The sequence below is a fragment of the Streptosporangium sp. NPDC050284 genome, assembly GCF_044459525.1.
GTDB lineage: Bacteria > Actinomycetota > Actinomycetes > Streptosporangiales > Streptosporangiaceae > Streptosporangium.
The window spans coordinates 746,675-769,221 of the sequence record NZ_JBITIZ010000001.1 but is presented as its reverse complement, the minus strand read 5'-3'; the positions used below and the strand labels follow the sequence as shown (position 1 = coordinate 769,221).

19 protein-coding genes are annotated in these 22,547 nt (G+C 70.0%); 5 read left to right on the top strand and 14 right to left on the bottom strand.

What is annotated here, in order from left to right; genetic code table 11:
* Positions 1-403: 403 nt before the first annotated feature.
* Together ACIBH4_RS03295 and ACIBH4_RS03290 are read left to right on the top strand one after the other, a co-directional pair.
* Positions 404-1,582: a Cmx/CmrA family chloramphenicol efflux MFS transporter gene (locus ACIBH4_RS03295; RefSeq protein ID WP_362765461.1), complete on the top strand. Its 1,179-nt coding sequence runs from the start codon at positions 404-406 to the stop codon at positions 1,580-1,582.
* A 246-nt stretch (positions 1,583-1,828) separates the two neighbouring features.
* Positions 1,829-3,469 carry a DUF885 domain-containing protein gene (locus ACIBH4_RS03290; protein ID WP_362505392.1) on the top strand — a complete coding sequence of 547 codons (1,641 nt, stop codon included), beginning with the start codon at positions 1,829-1,831 and terminating at the stop codon, positions 3,467-3,469.
* A 283-nt stretch (positions 3,470-3,752) separates the two neighbouring features.
* On the opposite strand, the gene ACIBH4_RS03285 is transcribed toward ACIBH4_RS03290, so the two are convergent.
* Both ACIBH4_RS03285 and ACIBH4_RS03280 read right to left on the bottom strand, forming a co-directional pair.
* The gene (locus ACIBH4_RS03285) at positions 3,753-6,908 is read right to left on the bottom strand and encodes a BTAD domain-containing putative transcriptional regulator (RefSeq protein WP_362505389.1); all 3,156 of its coding nucleotides are present in this window, start codon (positions 6,906-6,908) and stop codon (positions 3,753-3,755) included.
* Positions 6,909-7,265: 357 nt separating this feature from the next.
* Entirely contained in the window at positions 7,266-7,415 is a 150-nt protein-coding gene (locus ACIBH4_RS03280; protein ID WP_350943812.1) for a hypothetical protein, read from the bottom strand.
* A gap of 252 nt (positions 7,416-7,667) precedes the next feature.
* On the opposite strand from ACIBH4_RS03280, the gene ACIBH4_RS03275 reads away from it, so the two are divergent.
* The 3 genes from ACIBH4_RS03275 to ACIBH4_RS03265 are packed head-to-tail and all read left to right on the top strand — an operon-like array spanning position 7,668 to position 9,573.
* Complete coding sequence (locus ACIBH4_RS03275; RefSeq protein ID WP_350943813.1) at positions 7,668-8,006, top strand: hydroxyisourate hydrolase; 339 nt, start codon at positions 7,668-7,670, stop codon at positions 8,004-8,006.
* A 41-nt stretch (positions 8,007-8,047) separates the two neighbouring features.
* Positions 8,048-8,887 (top strand): BTAD domain-containing putative transcriptional regulator, encoded by an 840-nt coding sequence (locus ACIBH4_RS03270; RefSeq protein WP_362505384.1) that lies wholly within the window; start codon positions 8,048-8,050, stop codon positions 8,885-8,887.
* A gap of 20 nt (positions 8,888-8,907) precedes the next feature.
* Positions 8,908-9,573, top strand: a complete 666-nt coding sequence (locus tag ACIBH4_RS03265; protein WP_362765458.1) for a hypothetical protein — start codon at positions 8,908-8,910, stop codon at positions 9,571-9,573.
* A gap of 226 nt (positions 9,574-9,799) precedes the next feature.
* Here ACIBH4_RS03265 and ACIBH4_RS03260 read toward each other — a convergent pair whose 3' ends face one another.
* The 12 genes from ACIBH4_RS03260 to ACIBH4_RS03205 form a co-directional block, all read right to left on the bottom strand.
* Positions 9,800-10,846 carry an FAD-dependent oxidoreductase gene (locus tag ACIBH4_RS03260; protein WP_362505378.1) on the bottom strand — a complete coding sequence of 349 codons (1,047 nt, stop codon included), beginning with the start codon at positions 10,844-10,846 and terminating at the stop codon, positions 9,800-9,802.
* A 13-nt stretch (positions 10,847-10,859) separates the two neighbouring features.
* Positions 10,860-12,164 (bottom strand): MFS transporter, encoded by a 1,305-nt coding sequence (locus ACIBH4_RS03255; RefSeq protein WP_362505374.1) that lies wholly within the window; start codon positions 12,162-12,164, stop codon positions 10,860-10,862.
* Complete coding sequence (locus tag ACIBH4_RS03250) at positions 12,161-13,399, bottom strand: ATP-grasp domain-containing protein (RefSeq protein WP_362505371.1); 1,239 nt, start codon at positions 13,397-13,399, stop codon at positions 12,161-12,163. The genes ACIBH4_RS03255 and ACIBH4_RS03250 overlap by 4 nt, the downstream gene beginning before the upstream one ends.
* A 1-nt stretch (position 13,400) precedes the next feature.
* Entirely contained in the window at positions 13,401-14,780 is a 1,380-nt protein-coding gene (locus ACIBH4_RS03245) for a cation:proton antiporter (RefSeq protein WP_362505368.1), read from the bottom strand.
* A gap of 5 nt (positions 14,781-14,785) precedes the next feature.
* A complete protein-coding gene (locus ACIBH4_RS03240; protein ID WP_362505365.1) occupies positions 14,786-16,591 on the bottom strand; it encodes an ABC transporter substrate-binding protein in 1,806 nt (601 codons plus the stop codon).
* Between the two features lie 2 nt (positions 16,592-16,593).
* Positions 16,594-16,965 carry a hypothetical protein gene (locus tag ACIBH4_RS03235; RefSeq protein ID WP_362505362.1) on the bottom strand — a complete coding sequence of 124 codons (372 nt, stop codon included), beginning with the start codon at positions 16,963-16,965 and terminating at the stop codon, positions 16,594-16,596.
* Entirely contained in the window at positions 16,962-17,810 is an 849-nt protein-coding gene (ddaH, locus tag ACIBH4_RS03230) for a dimethylargininase (protein WP_362505359.1), read from the bottom strand. The genes ACIBH4_RS03235 and ddaH overlap by 4 nt, the downstream gene beginning before the upstream one ends.
* Entirely contained in the window at positions 17,807-19,051 is a 1,245-nt protein-coding gene (locus ACIBH4_RS03225) for an ATP-grasp domain-containing protein (RefSeq protein WP_362505357.1), read from the bottom strand. The genes ddaH and ACIBH4_RS03225 overlap by 4 nt, the downstream gene beginning before the upstream one ends.
* 11 nt (positions 19,052-19,062) lie before the next feature.
* Positions 19,063-20,598 (bottom strand): class I tRNA ligase family protein, encoded by a 1,536-nt coding sequence (locus ACIBH4_RS03220; protein WP_362505354.1) that lies wholly within the window; start codon positions 20,596-20,598, stop codon positions 19,063-19,065.
* Positions 20,595-20,960 carry a cupin domain-containing protein gene (locus ACIBH4_RS03215; RefSeq protein ID WP_362505352.1) on the bottom strand — a complete coding sequence of 122 codons (366 nt, stop codon included), beginning with the start codon at positions 20,958-20,960 and terminating at the stop codon, positions 20,595-20,597. Before ACIBH4_RS03215 ends, ACIBH4_RS03220 begins: the two co-directional genes overlap by 4 nt.
* Before the next feature lie 40 nt (positions 20,961-21,000).
* The gene (locus ACIBH4_RS03210; RefSeq protein ID WP_362505349.1) at positions 21,001-22,299 is read right to left on the bottom strand and encodes a SidA/IucD/PvdA family monooxygenase; all 1,299 of its coding nucleotides are present in this window, start codon (positions 22,297-22,299) and stop codon (positions 21,001-21,003) included.
* 74 nt (positions 22,300-22,373) lie between these two features.
* Positions 22,374-22,520 carry a hypothetical protein gene (locus ACIBH4_RS03205; RefSeq protein ID WP_362505347.1) on the bottom strand — a complete coding sequence of 49 codons (147 nt, stop codon included), beginning with the start codon at positions 22,518-22,520 and terminating at the stop codon, positions 22,374-22,376.
* Positions 22,521-22,547 lie beyond the last annotated feature (27 nt).

Here is a 22,547-nt window from a genome sequence, read left to right as displayed (position 1 = left end):
CCCGCCGCCCATCAGGGTCCCTCCGAACCGGACCACGGCGAAAAAGATCGTTCTCGATGAGCTCGCGGCCAAACGGCTGGACATGACGCGTCCGGCGTTGCTAACTTGCGCCTATGTCCAGCCCCGAGGCATCCAGACACTAGCCACCGGTCGTCCGGTGGCCGGCCACCGTCGTCGCGTTGAGGCCTCGCGGCCAATGAGGCCGCGCTCACTGCCGTCCGCGACCACCGCCACCGGATCGCCATAGCGCAGGCTGTGCTCGACCTGGACCGAACGTCACCTCCGTGACGTCGGCAGGGTCTCTCGCGCGATGGCCGCACCCCGATCGGACGGTTCCTCTCTCCGACACCGGCGCGGCCTATCGCCTCCTTATCGATCCACAGTGTGGTCGCGGAGTTTTGTCATGCCATTCGTTGTTCACCTGCTCGGACTGGCGGTCTTCGCCCAGGCGACGTCCGAGTTCATGCTGTCCGGCCTCGTGCCGGGCATCGCACGGGACCTGCACGTGTCCATCCCCGCCGCGGGATTTCTGACCTCGGCGTTCGCGGTGGGGATGGTCATCGGCGCGCCGCTGATGGCGATCCTGAGCCTGCGCCGGTCGCGACGTCGCTCGCTCCTCACCTTCCTCATCACCTTCATGCTCGTCCATGTCCTGGGCGCGGTCACCACCGACTACGGGGTGCTGCTGGTCTCCCGGGTCGTCGGGGCGCTGGCGTGCGCCGGGTTCCTGGCGGTGGCCCTGGCGACCGCGATGAGCCTGGTCGCACCGAACGCCAAAGGACGCGCCACCTCCGTCCTGCTCGGTGGGGTCACCATCGCCTGTGTCGTGGGCGTTCCCGGCGGTGCGTTGCTGGGTCAGCTGTGGGGGTGGCGCTCGGCGTTCTGGGCGGTGGCCGTCCTGTCGGTGCCGGCCATCATCGCGATCCTGCGGTCGGTACCGGCCGACGGCCCCGAATCCAACCACACGAGCGCGCGCGGTGAACTGCGCTCGCTGCGCGATCGGCGGCTTGTGGTGATCCTGCTGCTGGGATGCCTGGTGAACGGCGCGACGTTCTGCTCGTTCACCTACCTCGCGCCGCTGGTCACCACCGTCACCGGAATCGAATCCGCATGGGTGCCCGCCGTACTGGCCCTCTTCGGGCTGGGTTCGTTTCTCGGTGTCACCGTCGGCGGCCGGATGGCCGACGTACGACCTCTCGCGCTCCTGGTGAGCGGCGGGGTGGCCCTGCTCGTCGGCTGGATGGTGTTCGCGGTGGCCGCGGGGAGCCCGGTGGCGACGACGGTGCTCGTCCTCGTCCAGGGAACCCTCTCGTTCGCCGTCGGGTCGACGTTGATCTCGCAGGCACTCTACGCGGCGACCGGGGCACCGACCCTGGCCGGTGGGTTCGCCACGGCCGCGCTCAACGTGGGCGCCGCGCTCGGTCCCTGGTTCGGTGGAATCTCCATCGGCGCGGGACTCGGTTATCGCTCGCCGCTGTGGGTCAGTGCGCTGCTGGTGGCCCTGGCACTCGCCACCGCCGGTGTCGCCTGGGGGATTCGACGCGGGGCGGCCGGCTTCCGCGAGGAAGGCGTCGCGTCGTAGCCGACCGGGATCGAGGCGGCGCCGGGTCGAGCCGGTCGTCCGGCGGAGGAGCATGAGGGAAGCCCCCGGCCCGGCCGCCTCCTGCTTGTCCGGCATCGTTGTCCGGTGCCGGACAAGCGGGGCGCGGAGCTCGAAAACGAATCGGGCAACGGAGTCCCAGCCGGCCGGAGGACTGGTTTCCCCAGGTCCTGGGGTCGGATAGCGAAGGAATAGGGGGCCGATGCCGGGCCTTCCTAAGTTTCGGACATGAGCACTCCGATCTTCGCGCTTTGCGATGAGTACGTCACCCGCTGGGCGGCACTGGACCCGATCGCGGCAGGTGCCGAGGGCATCGTGTCCGACTTCGTAGCCGCCACCGACCACAGTCCCGCCGGGAGCGCCGCCCGGGCCGAGATGATCCGCTCGACCTTGAAGAGTCTCGACGAGCTGGTCCCGACCGGTGAGCCGGACATCAGGGCGGCCACCCACCTGCGGGAGCGGCTGGAGGCCGAGCTCGCCTGGCACGACACGGGCGAGCCGCTGCGCTGGGTGGCGGCGCCCTACGGGCTGCCCTACCGGGTGCGCTCCAGCGTCGTCCTCCTCCCCCACGGCAACGACGACGAATGGCGTGATGTCGCCGCCCGCCTCGCGGCGATCCCGGAGATGCTCGCCGGGTGGCGGGAGAGCCTGGAGACCGGTCTGGCGATGGGGCTGCGGGGTGCCCGCAGGCAGGCGCTCGCCATGGCGGACCAGGCCGACCAGTTCTCCGGCGCCGGCGGGACTCCCCCGGCCCACGACGCCTTCGTCGCCACCTACGGTGAGGGTCCGGTCAAGGAGGAGCTGCTCAGCGCCGCGGCGGCGGCCCACGCCGCGTACGCCGACGCCGGGCGCTACCTGCGCGAGGAGTACGCCCCGAGGGCGGACGAGGCCGACGCGGTGGGCCCCGAGCGCTACGCGGTCGTCGCCAGGATCAGTCTGGGCGCCGACATCGACCTGCGCGAGGCGTACGAGTGGGGCTGGGCTGAGCTGGAGCGCATCGGAGCCGAGACGGCCGCCGAGGTCGAGCGGATCAAGCCCGGTGCGACCATCGAGGAGGCGACCGCGATCCTCAACGAGACCCAGGCCGTCGACTCGCTCGAGGAGTACCAGGCGTGGCTGCAGGAGCGCCACGACCGGGCGATCGAGCAGCTGAACGGCACGCACTTTGACATTCCCGAGCCGCTGCGGCTCATCGTGGCCGAGGTCGACGTGAGCTCCACCTCCGGCGCCGCCTCCTACAACGCGCCCAGCGAGGACCTGTCGCGGCCGGGCCGCACCCTGTGGCCGGTCGGGGGCCGGACCCGCTTCGCCACCTGGAGCGAGCTGACCACGATCTTCCACGAGGGCGTGCCCGGCCACCATCTGCAGTTCGGTGCGATGCGCATGGCCGGCGACACCCTGTCCAGGTTCTCCAAGGTCTCCTGGGTGGACGGCCACGGCGAGGGGTGGGGCCTGTACGCCGAGCGGCTGGCCGACGAGCTCGGCTGGTTCACCGACCCCGGTACCCGGCTGGGCATGCTCAACTGGTCGGCGCTGCGTGCCGCCCGGGTCGTCATCGACCTGGGCGTCCACCTCGATCTTCCGCTGCCCGACGGTTCGTCGTGGACCTTCGAGAAGGCCTGCGAGGTGCTGCGCGAGCAGGGCCGCTGTGAGCCGCACCGGGTCGAGGCGGAGGTGGTGCGCTACTTCGGCTGGCCCTCCCAGGCCATCTCCTACAAGCTGGGCGAACGAGCGTGGGTGCAGGCCCGCGAGGAGGCCAAACTGCGCCTGGGCGACGCCTTCGACCTGCGTGCCTGGCACACCGCCGCGCTGGAGCTGGGGCCCGTCGGCCTGTCCAGTCTCGCGGAGGCCCTGCGCCGCATCTGCTGAGCACCGGCGATCCGGCGGCGCCGATGGTCTCGTGACCGGCGGCACGACCGGTCACGACCGCCCGGAGAGGTCCCTCCCGGACCTCTCCGGCGGTTCGTCGCTCACGTCTTCGGAGTTCGCCGGACCGTCCCCGCTCCGGGCCGTTCGGCTCAGGGCACCGGCATCCATCCACTTTCGACCGGGTCGGGCTCAGGACACCGGCGCCCTCGCCCTCAAGGCGCTCAGGAACTCGGTGCCCTCGGCCGTACGGCGCTCAGGATCTCGGGATTCGACCGTACGGGGCTCAGGACGCCGGGACCTTCCGTGCCCGGTCGTGCGGGCGTGCCTGACGGGGCGAAGGAAGGTTCTCCAGCTGGGCGCGCACCCTGGCGGCGATCGCGGGGGGCATCGTGTCCGCCAGTTCGAGCGCCTCCTCGGAGACGCTCCGCGCCGCCTCCTCCTCGTCGACGGCGAGGTAGGCCGCGGTGAGCATGACCAGGACGCGCACCTGGTGGAGCGGCGCGTTGATCTTGTGGAACAGGCCGAGGGCCTGGTGGAAGCGGCCGATCGCCTGTTCGGTCTGGTCGCAGGCGAGCGCCAGCTCACCGAGCCCGAGCACGACCCTCGCCTCGGCGAGTCTCTCCCCCGCGGTACCCGCCACCTCCAGGGCGTTCTGGAGGGTGGTCTCGGCCTCCTGGAGGTCCCCCTGGCGCAGCTTCGTGATGCCCAGGCCGTGCAGGGCGTACGCCTCGCCGGTCGGGTCGCCGATGTTGCGCACGGTCGTGAGCGTCTGCTCGAAGACCTCCGCCGCCGACGCGAAATCCTCCAGCCTGAGGTAGGTCTCGCCCAACCGGTGCAGCACCTGCGCCTCCACCCTGCGGCTGCCACCGACCCTGCTGAGTTCCAGCGCCTCGCCCAGCAGACGTCTGGCCTCTTCGAGTTCGTCGCAGTCGAGCCTGATCTGGGCCATGCTGTGCAGCACGTAGGCGGAGGCGACCTGGTCGCCGGTGCCGCGGAAGATGCCCAGCGCGCGGTCGTAGCGTTCCACCGCGTCGTCGAGTTGGCCGCTCATCCGGTCCAGGAAGGCGATGTTGCGGATGACGAGGGCCACCCCCAGGTCGTCCCCGGCCTCCTCGAACAGCTTGGCCGCCGACTCGAAGTCGCGCCGCGCGTCCCCGAAGCGCTGCTCGGCGATGTAGAGCGACCCTATTGAGTAGAGCATCGCCGCCTGCCCCCGGCGGTCCCCGGCCTGCCGGGCGGCTGCCAGCGCTATCTGGTGGGTCTCCCGCCAGTCGTCGAAGTAGATTCTCGACTCGAACAGGGTGACCGCGCTGATCGCGAGATCCCAGCACAGCTCGACGAACCCGGCCTGCGCCGCCTGGCGGATGCCCGAGACCAGCGTCAGCCGCTCGCGTTCGTACCAGGGCAGGGGGGCCATCACCAGCTTCTCGACCAGCCGTCCCGGCAGCGGCCAGCGCGGCGCGTCGCTGTGGACCTGCACGTAGTCTCCGCCGTACTCGCGGCGGTGCGCCTCACCGGTCAGGAAGAGCAGGCCGCCGAGCACTCTCTGCAGCGCTGCGTTGCGGTCGGCGACCGCCTCCTCGCCGGCGAGGCGCTCGCGGGCGAACACGTGGATCAGGTCGTGGAAGCGGTACTGGCTCTGCACGCCGTACCCGGCGTCGGTCGTCTCGACCAGCTGGGCGTCGGCCAGGTCGTCGAGCAGGTCCTGCGCGTCGGAGGGATGGCAGTCGAGCAGCGCGGCGGCGACCCAGCCGGAGAAGTGCCGGGACTCCAGGATGGCGAGGCGCCTGAACAGGCGGCGCGCGTCCTCGCTCACGCTCTCGTAGGTGAGGGAGATGCTCGCCCTGATGCCCAGGTCGCCGTGTTTGAGCTCGTCGAGCCTGCGGGTCTCGTCCTCCAGCCGTCCCACGAGCTGGTCGATCGACCAGTGCGGGCGGGCGGCGAGCCGCGCGCCCGCGATGCGCAGTGCCAGCGGCAGGTGGCCGCAGAGGTCCGCCAGCTCGGCCGCCGACTCCCGCTCCGCCTGCACCCGCTCGATGCCCGCGATTCTGGAGAGCATGTCCACCGACTGCCTGGAGTCGAAGAGACCGACGTCGAGGTGGGCCGCGCCCGGCAGGCCCGCGAGCCTGCTGCGGCTGGTGATGATCACCGCGGCCTCGGGGTTGCCGGGCAGCAGGGGCAGCACCTGGCTCTCGCTTCTGGCGTCGTCCAGGACGATCAGCATCTTGCGCCCGGCGAGCAGCGCGCGGTACATCTCCGCCCGCTCGTCCACCCCGTCCGGGATCGCGTTGCCCGGCACGCCCAGCGCGCGGAGGAAGCGTTCGAGCACCTGCCCGGAACCGATCGGATGGGACTCCCCTCCGTGCAGGTCGGCGAAGAGCTGGCCGTCCTCGTAGCGTCCGGCGACGCTGTGCGAGACGTGCACCGCGATCGTGGACTTGCCGATGCCCGGTTTGCCGACGACGGCGATGACGGGGACGGCGAGCCGCTGACGGTCCTCCGCGGCGAACGTGAGCTGGCGGCGGATGGCCTCGACCAGCTTGATCCGGCCGGTGAAGTCGGCGATGTCGGTGGGAAGCAGGCGGGGAACCGTCCGGCGGGCGGCCGGCGCCTCCTGCGGCTCCGCGTGGCGTTGGGAGGATTGCTGTTGCTGCTGTTGCTGCTGCTGTTGCTGTTGCTGCCGCCCCGGCGCGTCGATGCTCTCGTCGGAGGTGAGGATGGCGTACTCGAGCTGCTGGAGGCTCTCGTTGGGTTCGATGCCCAGCTCGTCGATCATCGTCTGGCGGGCACGGCGATAGACCGTGAGCGCCTCGGCCTGGCGTCCCGAGCGATAGAGCGCGAGCATCAGCAGGCCGCGCAGCCGCTCCCTGAGCGGGTGCTCCTCGACGAGCTCGCTGAGTTCGCCCACCAGCTCGTGGTGCCTGCCCAGTTCCAGCTCGATCTCGACGCAGTCCTCGTTCGTCGTGATCCGGCGCTCGCTCAGCCTGCCGACCGCGGCCTGCACGAGCCGGCTCTCCTGGCCGTCGAGGGCCGGCCCTCGCCAGAGGGCGAGCGCGGCCCGATAGTGCCTGACGGCGTCCTCCAGGTGGCGGTCGTCGCGAGCCTGGCGGGCCTGGTTCAGCAGGCCCTCGAAGTTCTGGGAGTCGAGTTCCCCCTCGGCGACTCTTAGCGTGTATCCCTGGGAGTGGGTCGCGATGACGTCGGGCCCGCCGTTGGCGGCGAAAAGCCGCCGCAGCGAGGAGATACAGATCTGCACCTGCGCGCGCGATGTGCTGGGGAGATCCTCTCCGTAGATCGCGTCTGTCAGCCGTCCGATGGTGACCATTCGGTTGGCCTCCAGCAGGAGGCAGGAGAGGACGACCTGTTGCCGAGGCGCGCCCAGATCCAGAGGGCGAGCGTCGGCGAGGACCTCCAGGGGGCCGAGGATTCGATACTCCACCGAATCTCCTTACAGAATCGCGGCCTGACCAGGAATTCTCCGCACGGTTGGTGTAAGAGAGACATCAGGGATCTAACCGCTGCCTTAAAGCAGGCAACAATAGACTCAACCCCACCTCTCCGCGATCTTCGGACATATAACCCGACGATCACGGCGAGCAATTTTATATGCATGAAACGTGGTCTGTCCGGGATCATACAACGTCACTGATGGGAGAACCAGTGGGGTTTGTGAAGGTCTGACCCAACTTGCGACTAACGTGCGGGTTTGTGACATGAACAAGCGGCCGGGCCCTGGAAGGCTCCGACCGCTCCGGTGAACTCCCACCGCCGGCGACCCGCCGGGTGGGTGTGTGCTTCAGCCCCAAGGGGTGTTGCTGGCGAGCACGGTGGTCTTCGCGGCCCCGTCGGCGACCGAGGGGACAACCGCGGCGAGACCGAGGCATCCGAGAACCGCGATGGCGGAGACGATGATCCGGAGGGTGTTGATGCTCGCGAATTCCCGCATTTCCTGTACCTCTTCTTCGTGTCTCGCAGGCCGTTCACTGCTGTCCGCCTGTCTGCTTCAAAACGTAAACAGCCCCCCTATCCGCGCCTTATCCGATCTCTTCTGATCCGATATCCGGCACGAAAATGGGCTCGGGTAGCCGATGGATAGCGGGCCGAAAGCGGACGGATAGCCCTCCCGTGGAGCCTGATAGGGCCGAGGTCGCGCGATACAGGTCACGCGGCCCCGAACCAGAAGATGGGTATCCTCACCATGAGCATCGCCACGCAGGCACTTGACGGCGTCTATGGCCGATCCGCGGCCGGTGTCCGAGCTCGCCTGGAGCGCGCCTCGGGTAACGGCTGGGAGCCGGTATCCGAGGGCGAGACCGACATCGACGGAAATGTTAAAGAATGGGTGGACGAATTCATGGAGCGCGGGCTCTATCGTCTCATCCTCGCCACCGACCACTATTTCGCCGGGCTCGGCATGACCACCTCCTACCCGGAGATCACGGTCATGTTCAGAATGCACGACGATCGCATGCCTTATCAGGTCCAGGTCGTACTGGCTCCGCACTCGTACTCGACGTGCTTCGGCGTCCGCGGGTGAGTCCGCGAACGGCGGAGTCCGTCCTCCCAAGGGAAGCGAACATGCCCGTTCAACAATTGGCGAAAGCCGGCCCCCACAACCCCGGGCAGGACGAGGGCACCCCCTCGGTCATCGCCCGATGCCTGAGCAACTTCCGCCTGGAGGTCGACGGGCAGGCCGTCTCACACTGGCGTGCCGGCAAGTCGCGGGCCCTGTTCCAGTACATGCTGGTCAACCGTGAGCGGTTCGTCCACAGGGACCGGTTGCGCGAGGTGCTGTGGCCGGAGCGGGAGGGCCACCCCTCCAGCTCGCTCAAGGTCGCCGTGCACGGCGTGCGACGGGTGCTCAACGAGTTCGAGGGGAGGGACGGCTTCTCCCTGCTCCACCAGGACCGCGGGTACGTGCTGCGGACGAACAGCGCGTGGGTGGACATCGAGGAGTTCCAGCGCGCCTTCGACCGAGGCCGGAGCGCGTGGGTGGCCAAGGACTACGACACCGCGATCGCGTGGTTCCAGCGGACCGCCGACCTGTACGTCGGGGACTTCCTCTCCGGCGAGACCGGCGACTGGATCAACGAGCAGCGGCAGTGGATGCGCGCGACCGCCCTGCGCGCCCTGACCTCGCTGCGCACCGAGGCTCTGGAGCGCGAGGACTGGCCGGCCGCGATGCACTGGTGCCGCAGGGCCCTCGACGTCGATCCCCACCACGAGACCACCTACCAGACCCTGATGATGATGCACGGCGAGCTCGGCGAGCTCGGCCGCGTCCTGAGCTGGTACGAGGTGTGCCGCCACCGGTTGCGTACCGACCTCGACGTCGAGCCGAGCGAGCGCACCGAGCGGCTGCTGGCCACGCTCATGCGAGGCCGGAGCCGGCCGCCCCTGACGGGTCAGCGCCTGTGACGGCGCCTGCGACGGCGCCCGTGAGGGAACTCGCGACCTCTCTCGGCCGGGGGCCCGACCTGGAACGCCTGCGCGCGGCGGTCGGCGAGTTCGCCCGCTACGGCGCGGCCGACAGGTCGTGGGAACGGCTGTTGCTGGCGACCGGGCCGCAGGTCGACCCCGCGCTCGCGGCCCATCGCCGGGCACTGCTCGCCTGGTTGAACGCGTGGGGGTGCCGGCTGCGCTATCCGCGTGACGGCGAGCCCGACGTCTTCGGCGCGGAGACCGCGGCCTGGTGGGAGCGCTGGAGAGAGCACCTGCCCGGCCAGGACGCCACGCTCGCGACGCTGGGCGACACGGAGATCGACGTGCTGGGCGGGTGTTACGCGGACCTGTCGGCGATGCGGGCGACCCCGGGGGCCAGACCCCGTTCGCTGGGGCCGACCGCCGCGACCAAGATGCTGCACGCCCTGCGCCCGGGGGCGCTGATGCCCTGGGACGCGGCCATCGCCGAGGCCCTGCACGGGGCGCGTACGGCGGACGCCTACCGTGCGCACCTGCGGATGGGCCGGGGCTGGGCACGGCACCTGCTCAAGGAGACGGGTCTCGGCGAGCGAGAGCTGGCGGTGGAGCTGGGCCGCCCCGGGCGTCCGCTCGCGAAGATGCTGGACGACTACTGCTATCTCGCGTTCACCGCGGCGACCTGACAGGCCCTCGCTGCGACCGGCGAACCCGCCAACTGCCGCGGAGACGAGCAACCCCACCGGACTCCCCCTCACCGCGGCGTTCACGACCGGCGACCCCGCCGGATGGCCGCTGAGACAGGCGCCCCCACCGGGCTCCCCCTCACTGCGGCGTTCACGACCGGCGACCCCACCGGATCCCGTCTTCGGAGCGGCGGGGACGCGACCCGCACGGGCCGCGTCCCCGCGCTCAGCGCAGCGACCTGACCAGGCTTCGCGCGGCCGTGCGGCTCGCGGCGAGCACGGTCTTGCCCGCGCCGCCGCTCCCTCCGGTGAAGGTGTAGACGCCCTTGGCCAGGGGACGCAGCGACAGCCCTCCCGTGGGGTGGTAGCACTCGACCGCGGTGACGGCCTTGACCGACCCGTCGGCCGGCCGGTATCCGATCCTGGCCTCGGCGACATCGAGGATCCTGCTGGTGAGCACGGGGTCGGTCGGCACGGTTCCAGGGGTGATGTCCCATCTGTCGGTCGGCAGCCCGAGCAGGACCCGCCCCTCGGCGTAGGACCTGCCGTACAAACCGGACGTCTCGTCGACGAACGCGTTGGGCCCCCTGCCCGAGGTGGGGCCGAGCACGTACTGGATCACCTTGGTGCGCAGCCCCGCGTCCGACAGGCCCGTACGGGCGAGAAGGCTCTGGGTCCACGCCCCGGCGGCCACCACGACGGCGTCGAACCTGGCCGGGCTGCCCTCGGCCGGCCGGACCTCGGCCTCGGCGGTGATGCCCTCCACCTGCCCGTCGGTGACGAAGGCGCCCGACCTGGCGAGCTCCACCAGGAGCCGGTCGCGGAAGGCGTTCGGGGAGAGGTGTCCGGCACGCTTCTCGACGACGGCCACGCTCCCCTCCGGCAGCTCGCGGAACGTACCGCGGCTGCTGAGCTCCTCACCGCTGACCAGGGAGATCGAACCGGGCAGGCGGCTGCGTACCAGCTCCACCAGGCCCTCGGTGCCCGGCCCGAGGCCGGGCAGCAGGTACACCGAGCCGGTCTCCCGGTAGGAGGCCCATTCCCGCAGCTCCCGGTTCGAGTGGAGCTCGGCCAGGCTGTCGGCGGCCTCCAGGCACAGGGCGGGGTCGGGCTCGAAGGCCCTGGTCAGGCCCCCGGAGGCGGCGCTGGCGTCGGCCCTCCTGTGCGGTTCTCCGGTGTAGAGGTGGACGGAGCTGCCCCTGACGACCTCGCACAGGCGCCAGGCGAGCATCGCCCCGGCGATCCCACCGCCCACGACGGCGATTCTGATCATGTAACTCCTCCGTTCATGTCGCCGAGGCGGTCGCGGTGCGCGACTCGTCGGCCTTGTTCGGGTCCCGCATGCCGATCAGGCCCGCCACGGTCGCGATCGCGGAGAGCAGGGCGGCCCACAGCCACACCGAGCGCCCCACCTGGAACCACACCAGGGTGCCGATCACCGGCCCGATCGCGGTACCGAGCCCGAAGACGCTCTGCATGGCGCCGATGTAGCGTCCGCGGAGCCGCTCGGGGCCGGCCAGGGCGGGGTAGGCGAACGTGGTGGGTCCACCGATGATCTCCGAGAGCGTCCAGACCAGGGTGCCGAGCATGAACCAGATCGGGAGCGGGGAGATCGCGTAGATGGCGTAGCCGACCGAGACGAGACCGAGGCCGAGCAGCGCGGTCAGCCGGATCGGCCACTTCTGCACGACCTTCGTCATCGCCAGCTCGCAGGTGATGACGATCAGGCCGTTCAGCGAGACGGCCGCGCCGTACCACCACAGGCTGAGGCCGGCCGCGGAGATGTCCAGCGGGAGGGTGGCCGTGTACTGGCAGTAGACGATGGAGGTGAGCAGCATCGCGAGCAGGTAGACGCTGTAGCGCCAGTCGGCGAAGACCGCGAGATAGCCGGAACGGCCCTCGGCGGGCGCCGCCTTCGCGGCCTCCGCCTCCGCCAGCTTGGCCGCGGCACGCACGGCCTTCGGCGCGCGCCGGGGCAGCGCGAACATCACGATGCCGCCGAAGATCAGTGCCGCGGCGGCCTCTCCCCAGAAGAGCGCGTTGTAGGAGACGGCGAGCAGCGCGGCGCCGATGAGCGGGGCGGCGGTCATACCGAGGTTCAGCCCGAGCCGGTACATCGCCGTGATCATCACGACCCGGTGTCTCGGGGTGAGCTCGGTGAGCATCGTCTGGGCCGCGGGCCGGTAGAACTGGCCGACCGTGCTGACCATGAAGACGGCGGCCAGAAGCAGGGCGTAGGTCGGGGCGTAGAGGATGGACACGATCAGCAGGGCCGAGCCGCCCATGCTGATCAGGGTGACCGCCCGGGCGCCGAGCCGGTCGGAGAGCGAGCCTCCGGCCAGCGAGCCCACCACCGCGCCGGCACCGTACACGCCCAGCGCGAGCCCCGCCTGGGTGGCGGAGAAGCCCCGGTCGGTCAGGAACAGCACCAGGTAGATCTGGATGAACGCGGCCAGCCTGCTGATGAAGCCGCCGAAGAGCAGTGCCTTGACGGCGCGCGGGGCCTCTCGCAGGGTGACGAAAACCCCGTCGTCCTGCTTGCGCGGGGGTGTCCCGGACAGGTCGTTCTCGTTCTCGATAACGGCGGTCATGCGGCTGCCTTCACCTTCAGGTGTGCCTCGGCTGCGTCCAGCGCGGCCCGGCACTCGTCGACGGTCGGGGATAGCGCGGTGGCGTAGGCGATACGCCCCCACAGGGTGCCCTTGGGCGGTGGTGAGACGGTCGCGCCCGCGGCGACCACCGGGACCGCCCGGTCGATCTCCGCGGGCAGGCCGGCCTCGTCGAACTCGATCGACTCGATCGTGGTGTCGTCCTCGGCGACGTAGAAGAAGCGCACGCCGCCGACGAGCTTGCGCTCGGGGGCGATGTCGGGGGTACGGCCACAGGCCACCGCCGCGGCGGCGAGGCCGGGGTCGATCCCGGTGGTGATCATGCCGAGGTAGGGGATCATGTCCCCGCCCAGGCGCGCGTTCACCTCGATGACGCGCAGTCCCCTGGAGGAGAGCTTGACCTCGGTGTGGGTGAAGCCGTCGGTGAACCCGAGCGCGGTGTGCGTGTCCTGCAGGACGCGGCAGAACTCGGGGTCCTGCAGGAGCTCGTCCTGGGCGTCGACGAAGTGGCCCACCTCCTCGCAGTAGGGCTCGTAGCCGAGGACCTTCCTGCCGAGGAAGAGCGGGGTCACCACGCCGTTCTGGACGACGGCGTCGACGCTGACCTCGGGTCCGTCCGCGAACTCCTCGACCAGGACGGGGATCTCGAACGTCGCGCCACCGGGGACCCTCAGGTCGTGGACGAAGGCGAACCGCTCCGCCAGTTCCTCGGGGTCCTCCACCTTGATGACGCCCAGGCTGCCGCCGAGGCCGCGCGGCTTGAGGATGGCCGGATAACCGACCGTCTCGGCGGCGCGCAGGGCCTCGTCGAGTGTGGAGACCGCGAGCGACCTGGGCTGCGGGACGCCGAGCGCGTCGAGCGCGACGCGGGTGAGGTGCTTGTCGCGGCAGCGGCGCACCATCTCGGGGTCGCCGCCCGGCAGGCCGAGGGCCTCCGAGACGTGCGAGGCGGCCAGGATCGTCGCCTCGTCCCAGCAGAGCACCCCGTGCACGGGCTCGTGGGCGGCGAGTTCCAGCGCGGCGGCCGCCAGCGCGGGGCCGTCGGCCAGGTCGGCGACGACGGTCCAGCCGGTGACGTACTCCCGCTCCCAGCCGGGCTCGGCGGTCATCATGAGGTGGACGCGGTACTCGGTGGCGATGGAGCGCAGCAGGTATTCGCGGTAGTGCCGCATTCCCGTCGCGACCACGAGGAGCAGCGGCCTGGTGTCGGTGATCATGTCACGCCTCCTTGGCGGTGGTCACGAGCTGTCTGTCGGTACCGTCGGCGCCGTCGGTGCCCTGCAGGGTGTCGAAGAACTCCTCGCGGACGGCCTCGTCCTCGGTGGGGGCGATCCTCGCCGCCGCGAAGCGCAGCAGGGGCGGCGCCATCATCGAGGTCACGACCGCGACCAGGACGATGACCGTGTAGGACGCGGTGGTGAGCACGCCCAGGCGGAGGCCCACCATCGCGATGATCACTTCGATCACGCCGCGGGAGTTCAGGCCCGCGCCGAGCGCGAGGGCCTCCCAGCGGGTCCTGCGGGCGATGCGCGCCCCGAGGTAGGCGCCGCCGAACTTGGCCGCGATGGCGACGGTGAGCACCACGATCCCGGCCACCAGTACGGGCGGGTTGGCCAGTTCCGTCAGGTCCATCCGCAGGCCCGCCGTCGCGAAGAAGATGGGCGCGAGCACCGCGGCGACGAGCGTCTGCAGGGGGGCCAGCCTGGCGACCTTCAGGTCAGGAGAGGAGCCGACGAGCGCGCCGCAGACGAAGGCGCCGAGGATGGCCTCGAACCCCATCGCCTGGGTGGCCGCGGCCGAGAGCAGGATCATGATCGTCACCGCGGCGATCGTGGTGACGCTCCCGCCCCTGTCTGCGAGGCGCAGCACCTTGGCAACCACCCTGCGGCCGAGCAGGACCGACACGGTCACGAGCCCGACGAGCAGCGCGATCGCGGTGAGCGCGGCCTGCCCGGTGCGCGCCCCGGCGGTGGCGAGCGCGGAGACCACCGAGAGCAGGAGCCAGCCGACCACGTCGTCGATGACGGCGCTGCTCAGGATGAGCTGGCCGATGTCGCGGTGCAGCAGGCGCATCTCCATCAGTACCTTGGCGATGACGGGGATGGCGCTGACGCAGAGCGCGACGCCGAGGAAGAGGGCGAAGACGGTGTGGTCGACGCCTTCGGCGATCATCTCGGCGGGGGCGAGGAACCCGATCCCGACGCCGAGGACGAGCGGTACGGTCAGTCCCGCACCGCTGATCACGGCGGCGGTCTTCCCCTGGCGGCGAATGAAGCCCAGGTCGAGGTGCATGCCCGTCAGGCCCACCAGCAGCAGGACGCCGACCTGACCGACCGCGTCGATCATGTGGAATCTGGCCGGGTCGGTGGGCAGCAGCCAGGCGGAGAACTCGGGGGCGACGTTGGCGAGCAGCGAGGGCCCGATCAGGATTCCCGCGCTGAGCTCACCGAGCAGGGCGGGCAGGCCCAGCCGGACGGAGAGACGGCCCAGGACGGTGGCCAGCCCCAGGAGCAGCCCGAGCTGCAGCAGGAGGATCATGAGGTTCTCGGCGGGGATGACGGCGACGGGAGCCATGGCGACCGGCACGGGGATCGGCATGGGGATCAGTCACCGTTCTCGACGTAGTACCAGTTCTCCGGGCTGATCATCCCGAAGGGGTTGATCGGCTCGAAGCCGCGGAGGTTGTTGGCCACCTCGAACAGCCGCAGCGAGAAGTTGGGGATGAAGATGACGGGGACCTGCTCGGCGATGTAGTCCTGGTACTCGTAGAGCGCGGCGGGGTCGTCGCTGGTCAGGGTGCGGTCGATGAGCTCGTCGGCCTTCGGGTCGGTGTAGTGGCCGAAGTTGCCGCCGGCGTCGGTCCGGAAGAGGATCTCGCCGCTCGGGTAGTGGTAGACCCAGCCGCCGCCCCAGGTGCTCAGCTCCCACAGGCAGGGACTGTCGGGCCCGACGACGCAGGGGGCGTCCTCGGCGACCAGGACCGAGCCGTAGACCTCCTGCAGCCGCAGCTCGATGCCGGCCGCGACCGCGTCGTCACGGAACTGCTCCATCAGCCGGGTGAGGGCGGGACGGCCCTCGGCGTACCTGAGCGAGAAGCTGAGCTTGGTCCCGCCCGGGATGCCCTCCCCGGCCTGGCCGGGGCCGGTGCCGGGGTTGACGCAGACGGCCGGCGTCGTGCTGGTGTCCCAGCCGTTCGCCTCCAGCAGCTCGCGGGCCCGCTCCGCGTCGAAGGGCAGGATCGGCGCGCCCTGCAGGGTGGGCGAGACCAGGTCGCTCACCGGGTAGCGGGGCACCGGCCCGTCCTGCCGGTAGGCGTAGCCGTGGTAGATGTCGCGGGCCGCCCGGTCCTGGTCGAGCGCGTGCTGCATCGCCTGCCTGATGTAGGTCTGGGCGAGCATCTTCCCCGCGACGGTCGGGTTGTTGTAGTTGAGCGGGATGTAGCGGATACAGAAGGCCGCCTGCGGGACCAGCGTGTAGTTCTCACCCAGCGGGTTGGGGCCGCCCTTGGTGGGGTCGTCGGTCGGCTCGGTGCTGAAGCTCAGCGGGAGGTAGCCGACCTGGATGCCGTCCGGCCCGTCCGGTCCCTCCAGCAGCTTCTGGTACTCCTCCCCGTCGGACATGAAGGGGAGCTGCCGGAACTCGTCCAGGTGCGGCTTGTTCGGCCCGGAGTAGTGCTCGTTGGGGACGAAGGTGACGACGCCCTCCATGGTGTAGCTCTTCAGCCGCCACGGGCCGCTGACCACGCTCCACACCGGGCTCGTCGCCCAGTGCACCCGGTCGGAGTTGTCCTCCTCGATGACGCCGCCGTTCTCGCCCATCAGGAAGTCGTAGACCGCGGCGACGTTCTCCAGGCTGTACGAGGCGTCGGAGGGCCCGTCGGCGGTGCGGTCCCAGGCCTTGGGCATCGGGGTGATGGTGCTGAGCTGGTTCATCAGCACCCAGCGCTTGGAGTAGACCTTGTCGAAGGTGAAGTAGACCTTGTCCTCGGCGAGCTTGCCGTAGGAGACGAGGTTGTCGGGGAAGCAGCCCGGCACGTACTCGCCGTAGCGCTCGCCCTTGACCGCCATCATGTTCACCCAGAACAGCACGTTGTCCGCGCAGATCGTCTCGCCGTTGGACCATTTCCAGGGCTTGACGGTGACGGTGACGGTGAGGCCGTCCTCGCTCCACTGCGGGGGCTCGCCGATGCTGAGGTCGTAGTCGACCTCGGGGGTGCCGTGGGTGCCGAAGAAGTAGAGCGGCCGGTACATCAGGATCTGGAACTCGAGCAGGTTGCGGGTGCCGAAGCGCTCGGGCGGGGTGAAGGGGAAGATGATCGAGGGAGGGAATCCGGGGGCGCAGGCCCAGGTCACCGTGCCGCCCTTGACGGGCCGCTCAACGTTCGGACGGGCAATGGTGTTCAGGGTCATGATCAGCTCTCAGTCCTCTGGTGGGGCAGGGCAAAGGTCTCGGGATCGATCTCTTCGAGCAGGGAGACACCGCTGCTCGCGTGGGCTCCGTAGCGCTCCCACGTCTCGTGGAGCAGAACGCGGCCGTCGGGGAGGAGTTCGGGGGTGCTGCGGCAGTGGCCCGACACGACGGCGCCGGTGTCGAGGACCATGGTGTAGGCGAAGTCGAGGGTGCCGTCGGAGGCGCAGAGCCCGGTGAGGGTCCCCCGGCGGGCGTGGCCGCCGGAGAACTCGCCCCACAGCAGGTCGCCGTCCTGGCGGTACAGGGCGATCGGGTGCTCCTCCCCCGCCGGGACGCCGCCGGTGGTGAAGCGGCGTCCGTTGTAGTCGATCATGAGCGGGCCGCCCGGAGTTCGAGGGTGCAGCACTTGGCGCTGCCCCCGGACTTCAGCAGCTCGGAGAGCTCGACGCCGATGGGCTCGTAGCCGCGCTCGCGCAGCTCGCCCATCAGATGGGTGGCCGCGGGCGGCAGCAGGACGTGGCGGCCGTCGGAGACGGCGTTCAGCCCGAACACCTCGGCGTCGGCCTCGTTGGCGATGATCGCGTCGGGGTACAGGACGCGCAGCACGCCCTGGCTCTCCCTGGAGAAGGCCCCCGGGTAGTACATGATCTGGTCGCGGTCGAGCACCGCGAGCGCGGTGTCGAGGTGGTAGAAGCGCGGGTCGACCAGCCTCAGCCCCGCCACGGGCATCCCGAAGAACCTCTCCGCCTCGCGGTGCGAGCGGATGTCGGTGCGAAAGCCGGTGCCGGCCAGCAGGTACCTTCCCGCGTGCAGGTAGTCGCCCTCGCCCTCGTTGACGAAGACGGCCTCGCGGGTCTGGTAGCCGCGGGCGCGGAACCACTCCAGGTAGGCGGGCCCCTCGGCGGCCCGCTCCTCGTGGCGGAACCTGGCCGACAGCACCTTGCCGTTGATGACCGTCGCGCCGTTGGCGGCGAAGACCATGTCGGGGTTGCCGGGCAGCGGTTCGATGAACTCCACCTGGTGTCCCAGGGCGCGGAAGGCGCGCAGCAGGCCGTCCCACTGGAGCCTCGCCAGCGCGCCGTCGACCGGTTTGCCGGGGTTCATCCAGGGGTTGATGGAGTAGACGACATCGAAGTGGGTGGGAGGGCACATCAGGTAGCGGCGGGTGCGGGCGACCCTCAGGGTCCGCTGTGGCGCCTCCTCGGCCAGCTGCGTCATGACAGTTCTCCGTCCCGGACGAACGTGACGTTGATCTTGGAGGCGTAGTCGAGCATCGTCTCCCTGGCGTCCTCCAGGGAGGTGCCGGTGGTGCCCAGGAAGCCGAGGATGCTGTTGCCCTCCGGCGGGCGCCGGACGACGTCCCCGGGCTTGGCGGTGATCTTGAGGAAGAAGACCCGCTCGGACTCGGAGACCTCGGCGGGCACGTCGATCGCGGCGATCTTGCCCGCGTCGCACATCAGGCACATCGCGGTGATGTGGACGCCGGTCGGCCGGTAGTGGCGCACCCTCGGCGCGGCACCGCGGGCCACGTCCATCACGGCGCGGATCGGGTTGTGCGCGGCGGTGATCCCGGCGATGAGGTCCAGCCCGCCGCCACCGGGCCTGATCGCGATCTCCAGCAGGTACGGCTCGCCCTGGTGGAAGCGCACCTCGGCGTGCAACACGCTGCGGCGCAGCCCCTGGGAGTGCGCGCCGGCCCTGACCACGCGGTGGACCGCGTTCACCTGCTCGGGGGTGAGGGCGGTCGGCCCGTGGTGCACGTCGTCGTCGAAGGTGCCCCCCTCGACGGTGATGCGGTCCACGATGGAGCCGAGGTAGACCTCGCCGTCCCAGGCCACGGCCTCGATGAGGAACTCGTCGCCGTCGAGGAACGCCTCGACGAGCAGGCCGTGCGGGCCGAGGTCGAGGCCGTGCGCCTCCATCTCGAACCACGACATCCCCTCGATGCCCTCCAGCGCCTGCGGGAACAGCTCCGCCATCTCCTCGGCATCGTCGACCTTGAACACGAAGTTGCTCGCGGCGCCGAGGGTGGGCTTGAGGATGACCGGGTAGCCGAAGTCGCCGGCCGCGCCGAGCGCGGCCTCCAGGTCGGTGACGAAGCGGAAGCCGGGGTGCGGAGCGTCGTATTTGCGGTGCGCCTCGCGCATCAGCAGCTTGTTGCGGCTGGTCCTGGCCGCCTCGACGCCCACGCTCGGCAGTCCGAGCGCCTCGGCGACGGCCGCGACCGTGGTCACGGCCGACTCCGAGAAGGTGATGATCCCGTCGAAGCGCTCCTGCTCGTGCCACTCCTTGGCCTCGGTGATGAGGTCGTCGATGTTCTGGGAGCCCACGACGCGGTAGCGGTCCTCCGGCCAGAAGTCCGGGGTGCCGATGCCGTTGAGGACGTAGAGTTCCGCGCCGTAGTCCTGAACCTGCTGGTAGCGGGAGTGGTAGTAGGTGGCGTTCTGGCGTGCTTCCATGGCGAGGAGTTTCATCGGGGGCTCCCGGGCAGTCGCGGTAGCGTGAAGGCGTCGATCGTCTCCGCGGAGGTGTCGAGGGTGAGCTCGACACCGGCCGCCTCGGCCTCGGCCGCGACGTCGATGAGGATGGGGGCGGCGCAGGAGAGGAAGGCGCGCACCTCCATCAGGAGGTCGCCGGGCTCGTCGCGCTCGGCGGTCAGCAGCCTCGCGAGCTGGGTGACGATGTTGTCCGCCGCCCGGGTGAGGCTGAACGAGGTGAGGTCGTAGCAGAGCCGGAACCTCTCGACGACCACCGTGGCCCGGCGGCGTCCGGCGTCGGTGACCTTCAGCTCCTCCCCCGGGTCGGTGACGAGGGCGTCGAGGCGGTCGGCGAGCGCGTTCCACGGCTCGCGCAGCCTGCGGGAGGTGACCTTGTCGAGCCCCTCCCTGGTGAAGTTGGCCCGCTGGTCCTCGGGGCAGGTCAGGGCGAGATAGAACCGGACGAGGTCGCGTGGCACCTCGGCGACCAGGTCGGCGCCGCGGATGAGGTGGTTGCGGCTGGTGGAGAACTTCTCGTTCTCCAGCTCATAGAACTCGTTGCAGATGTTGGTGTCGGGGGTGATGTAGCGGTCGCCGTGGGCGAGCAGCATGACCAGGTCGACCATGCCCCAGAAGTAGACGTTGTCGAATCCGTGGAAGTAGACGAGGCTGTTGCCGCTCTCGGCGCGCCAGGCCTGGTCGACGGGGCCCTCCGGCTCGCCGGCCGCCTTCCAGGTGCTGTAGATCGAGGCGGGCATCGCCTCGACCCACGGGTAGAGGATCTGGCCGGGCGTCTCGGCGAAGGGGGCGTCGATCCCCCAGCCCGGCGAGGGCACCGTGATCGGGATCTCGGGAAGCGGCCTGGCCAGGATCTCGCGGATGAGCTGCTTGCTGTGTCCCCGCCAGGTGCTCTCCCGGGCGGCGTAGTAGGCGGTGAGCTCCTTTCGGTAGTTCTCGATGGGCAGGACCAGGACGGTGACCTCCCGCGAGGTCACCGGGTCTGCGGGGTCGAGGACCGAGCGCGGGTCGCCCAGGTCGTCGAAGTGGTTGGGGTGGCCGCAGCCCTCGCACGACCCGCCGCAGCTCTCGGTCAGGCAGGCCGGGCACTCGCCCTTGACCAGCCCGTCGAACAGGTAGGTTCCCGCGTTCTCCGCGTACGGCATGCGCACGGTCCGCGTCTCGAACCGGCCCTGCTCGTGCAGGGCGGTGACGAAGTCGAGCACGGTACGCCGGTAGACGTCGTCGATGGGCGGCATCGGGGCCAGCGAGATGCCCATCGCCTCGACCGACCGCTGGATGCGGGCGGTGGACGTCGCGCACAGCTCGGCCGGCGTGGTGCCGTGCTTGTGGGCGGTCGAGATCATGTACGACTGGCTGTCGTCGGTGCAGGTGTTGTAGTTGACCTCGCGGCCGTCGGCCCGCAGGTAGCGGGCGTAGACGTCTCCGGCGACGTAGGGACCCGCCATGTGACCGACGTGCAGGTCACCGTTCGGCGTCGGCGTCGCGGCGATGACGATCGTCTCCGTCATCTCTCCTCCTGGTGGCGGTTCTCGAACGTGCGGGTCATGTCGTGGTCCCACCAGATGCCGTACATCTCGAAGCTGGCGGTGCCGTCGTTGACGACCCGGTGGTCGGTGCCAGGCGGGAAGTAGACGACGTCTCCGGCGGAGAAGGGGGTGCTCTCGCCCTCGCTCTCCAGAACCGCCTCGCCGGAGACGGCGATGAAGATCTCGTACTCGTGGTGGGCGTGCCGGGTCGAGGCGGTTCCCGGTTCGATGACGCACCAGGCGCCCTCGAAGGGGGCGTTCAGCGTCTCCCAGGGCAGCAGCCGCTTGGCGAGCAGCCCGTTGTCCTGGCGCAGGTGGGCGGGGTCAAAGGTACGGAGGTCCACGGGGGTTCTCCTCGAAGGTTTCTGAGAGGCTCGGCAGGGGTCAGGAGGCGATCGGGAGGGCGAACGGCGTGAGGAGCTCGGCGGCGGCGTTGTTGCCCTGGATGTCGTAGACGATCTCCTCCGCCCGGTTGGCCAGCGTGCTGAGCAGGGAGTCGGCGATGCCGTGCGTGTCCTCGTTCACGCCCTGCAGGTAGCAGGCGGCGCCCGAGCCGGTGGGCAGCGACAGCTTGTAGAAGCGGTCGACGCCGATCTCGCCGAGGCCGGCCTTGGTGGCGAGGTCGCGGATCAGCGTGGGCATCCGGCGGTCGAAGCCGGTGCCGAGCAGCAGGACGTCGCAGGTCAGCTCGTCGTGGTCGCCGCTCTTCCTGTCCCGGAGGGTGAGGACGATCTCGTCGCCCTCGATCCTGGCCCGGGCGATCTCGGCCATCGTGATCATCCGGATCCTCTCCTGTCCGGCGAGGCGCTCCAGGTAGATCTGCCGGTAGAGGTTTTCGAGCAGGCCCGGCGACAGCCCGGCGTAGTTGGTGCGGTGCATCTCGCCGAGGAGCTGGCGTCGCGCCTCGGGACGCGACCGGTGGAACTCGTCGACGAAGGAGGCGTAGAAGAGCTCGTTGGTGAACTTGCTGCTCTCGTAGCCGGTGAGGCCGATGGAGCGCATGATCATCGTGCACTGGGCGTTGGGCATGCTCTGGTGGGTGGACCACAGCATCTCGGCCGCGCTCTGCGCGCCGCCGATGACCGCGACCCGGTGCGGGGCGTCGTGGTCGATCTCGGCGATCACCTGGCTGTACTCGGTGCTGTGGATGATCCGTTCGCGGGGGAGCTCGTCGAACACCTCGGGGATGTGGGCGTCACGGCCCGCGCCGACCACCAGGGTGCGGCAGCCGATGGTCGAGCCGTCGGCGAGCCGGACGATCCACCGTTCGACGCCGCCGTCCTCGGCCATGACCGGCTCGACCGCCACGCAGCGCCGGCCGTACTCGATGCGCACCTGAGCGAGCGACTCCGCCACCCAGAGCAGGTAGTTCGAGATCTCCGTTCTGTACGGGGTGAAACTGCCCAGGTTGACGAATTCACTGAGCCTTCCCACGGAGTGCAGGTGGTTCACGAAGGAGAATCTGCTCTGCGGGTTTCTCAACGTGACCAGGTCCTTGAGAAAGGAGACCTGGCTCTGGGCCCAGGGCAGCAGCATTCCCCGATGCCAGACCACGTTCTCGTGCTGTTCTATGATCAGCGTTCTTGTGGCCAGTTCCGGAGCGAGCTCTTCGAGGGCCACGGCGAGGGCGAGGTTGGACGGCCCTGCGCCGAGAGCGAGTAACTCGACTTCCTGGTGCTTCACGATGGTCGCCTCCCGGACGACTTCTCGGGCTCGGTGCCCGTGACGAATGGTTTTCTGGGTTTCTCCTGGTCGGCTCACTGCCAGCCGGCGCCGCCCGCCGGGGTGCGGGCCGCGGTGGCCGTGAGGCCGGCCCTCATCCCGGGCACGGCCGCGGCGACGAGAAGGGCGGTGAGAGAACGGGCGCCGAGTGCGGGGGCGATGCGACTGACCGTGGTGCTCATTGTTCTTCTTTCCTTTCGACCGGCGAT